The sequence below is a fragment of the Sutterella sp. genome (assembly GCF_052272535.1).
Lineage (GTDB): Bacteria > Pseudomonadota > Gammaproteobacteria > Burkholderiales > Burkholderiaceae_F > Sutterella.
The window spans coordinates 1-2,504 of record NZ_DAVZJY010000294.1 but is presented as its reverse complement, the minus strand read 5'-3'; the positions used below and the strand labels follow the sequence as shown (position 1 = coordinate 2,504).

Annotated in this window: 1 protein-coding gene; it reads right to left on the bottom strand. The window is 67.5% G+C overall.

The genetic code is table 11. From position 1 onward, the window contains the following. Nucleotides 1-2,373: ATP-dependent helicase (locus ACT6Y9_RS10405; protein ID WP_443744481.1), on the bottom strand; the 2,373-nt coding region annotated here is incomplete at its 3' end. Nucleotides 2,374-2,504: the final 131 nt, after the last annotated feature.

The window sequence follows — 2,504 nt, the reverse complement described above, 5'->3', positions numbered from 1 at the left end:
GAAGATGAGCGTCTTCTTTGCGCCCGCGAATTCGACTTCGAGGGCGGCGGCGTCGCCCGTGCCGACGATGCGCTTCACCACTCCCCGGCCGAAGGCGTCGTGCACGACCGCATCGCCCGCCTTGAAGCCCGTGCCGGAATCGGACGAACGCGCGGGGACCGCGCCCGCTAAACCCGAACCCGAACCGGAGGACCTGCCGCCGCTCCAGCCGGAAGACCCCGAAGACCCGGAGCGGCCGCCGTTCGACCAGGAACCGCCCTTCGCGAACCCGCGCCCGGACCGCTCCGATCCGCCGAACCGATTCGCCTTCCACTGCCGGCCGTAGCCGTCGTCGTCATCCTCGTCGCCGCGCCGCCGGTCGGCCCAGTCCGAGCGGCGCTTCGACACGGGACGCATGTTGAGGAGCGCCTCGGGGATCTCCTCCACGAAGGAGGAGAGGGGATTGTTGAAGCGGTTCCCCCACATCATGCGCTCCGTGCAGTGCGTGAAGCAGAGGTGCTTCTTCGCGCGGGTGATGGCGACGTACATGAGGCGGCGCTCCTCTTCGAGGCCGCCCCGGTTCGTGCCGTCCGCACCGCCGCCCACCTTCGTCGCCGAGAAGTGGGGGAAGAGCCCCTCCTCCGCGCCGATGATCCAGACCCAGGGGAATTCGAGGCCCTTGGCGGAGTGCACCGTCATCAGCTGCACGGCGTCCTTGCCCGCATCCTCGTTCTTGTCGCCCGCCTCGAGGGTTGCCTGCGTGAGGAACCCCTCCATCGGAGACGGCGTCTCTTCGTTCAGTGGGGCGAAGGCCGGGTGCGTGAGGTCCACCCCTTCGAGATCCAGCCACCCCTTCGCGGCCGAGAGGATCTCCTGCATGTTGGCGACGCGGTCCTCGCCCTCGCGCTCGAGCCGCGCGGCGGCCTCGAGCCCCGACGCCTTGATCACGTAGCCGATCGCGTCGAGCAGCGGGAGCTTTTCGGCCTGCAACCGCATCGAGGTGATGAGGTGCTCGAAGGCGGCGAGCTTCGGCGGCACGGTGACCGACGGGTCGGTGAGGGCCGCCCAGAGACTCACGCCGCGCTCGCGGGCGGCCGCCTGGAGGTTCTCCACCGTCTTCGCGCCGATGCCGCGGGTCGGGGTGTTGACGACCCTCAGGAAGCTCGTGTCGTCCCAGGGGTTCGTGATCATGCGCAGGTACCCGAGGACGTTCTTCACCTCGGCGCGCTCGAAGAACCGCAGGCCTCCGTAGACGCGGTACGGAATGCCGCGCGCGGCGAGCTCGGACTCGATCGAGCGCGACTGCGCGTTCGTGCGGTAGAGGACGGCGAAGTCGCGCCACTGCGCGCCGCGGTCGCGTTCGACCTGCATCTGCGAGACCACCCAACGCGCCTCCTCCTGATCGTTGGCGAGCTCCTTCACGACGATGGGCTCGCCCTTCGAGCCCGAGGTCCAGAGGTTCTTGCCCAGGCGCCCGGAATTCTGTTCAATGAGCCCGTTCGCGGCGTCGAGGATGGTGCCGGTGGAGCGGTAGTTCTGCTCGAGGCGGATGGGGTCGGCAACCTTGAAGTCCCTCAGAAAGTCGGACATGTTGCCGACGTTCGCGCCGCGGAAGGCGTAGATCGACTGGTCGTCGTCGCCCACGGCGAAGACGGCGTTGAGGCTCCGCCCGTCGGGGCCGAGCCCCACGCCCGCCATGAGCTTGAGCCACTTGTACTGCAGGACGTTCGTGTCCTGGAATTCGTCCACGAGGATGTGGCGGAAGCGCTGCTGGTAGTGCGCCCGCACGAGCTCGTTGCGCTCGAGGAGTTCGTAGCAGCGCAGCAGCAGCTCGGCGAAGTCCACCACGCCCTGCTGCTGGCACTCGCGCTCGTAGGCCCGGTAGAGGTTCACCTGGTCGGCGCTGCCGTCCTTGTCCGACACGACGTTCGAGCGCAGCCCCTGCTCCTTCATCCAGTTGATGAACCAGCAGACGCTCTTCGGGTCGGTCTTCTCCGGGTCGACGTTCGCCGTCTTCATGATGCGCTTCACCATCGAGAGCTGATCGCCCGAGTCGATGATCTGGAAGCTCTTCGGGAGCCCGGCGTATTCGGCGTGGCGCCTCAGGATCCGGTTGCAGAGCCCGTGGAAGGTCCCCACCCACATGCGGCGCAGGTCGTAGGGAAGCATCCCCTCGAGGCGCGTCAGCATCTCCTTGGCGGCCTTGTTCGTGAAGGTGACGGCGAGGATCTCGCCCGTCGTGGCGAGGTTCTGCTGCACGAGCCAGGCGATGCGCGTCGTGAGCACGCGCGTCTTGCCGGAGCCCGCGCCCGCAAGAATCAGGATCGATTCCTCCGGGGCGGTGGCCGCCTCGAGCTGCTTGGAATTGAGGTTGGCAAGAAGGTCGCTCTGCATGACGAAGGACGAAGAAGTGAGGGCGGTTGAGGGAAAAAACGGACGGGAAAGTTAGCACATGCCGCCCGGACGGGCGAGCGTCTGCGGGGGCGAAGACGCCTGAGCCCGGGAAAACGCCCGCGTCAGGTGCC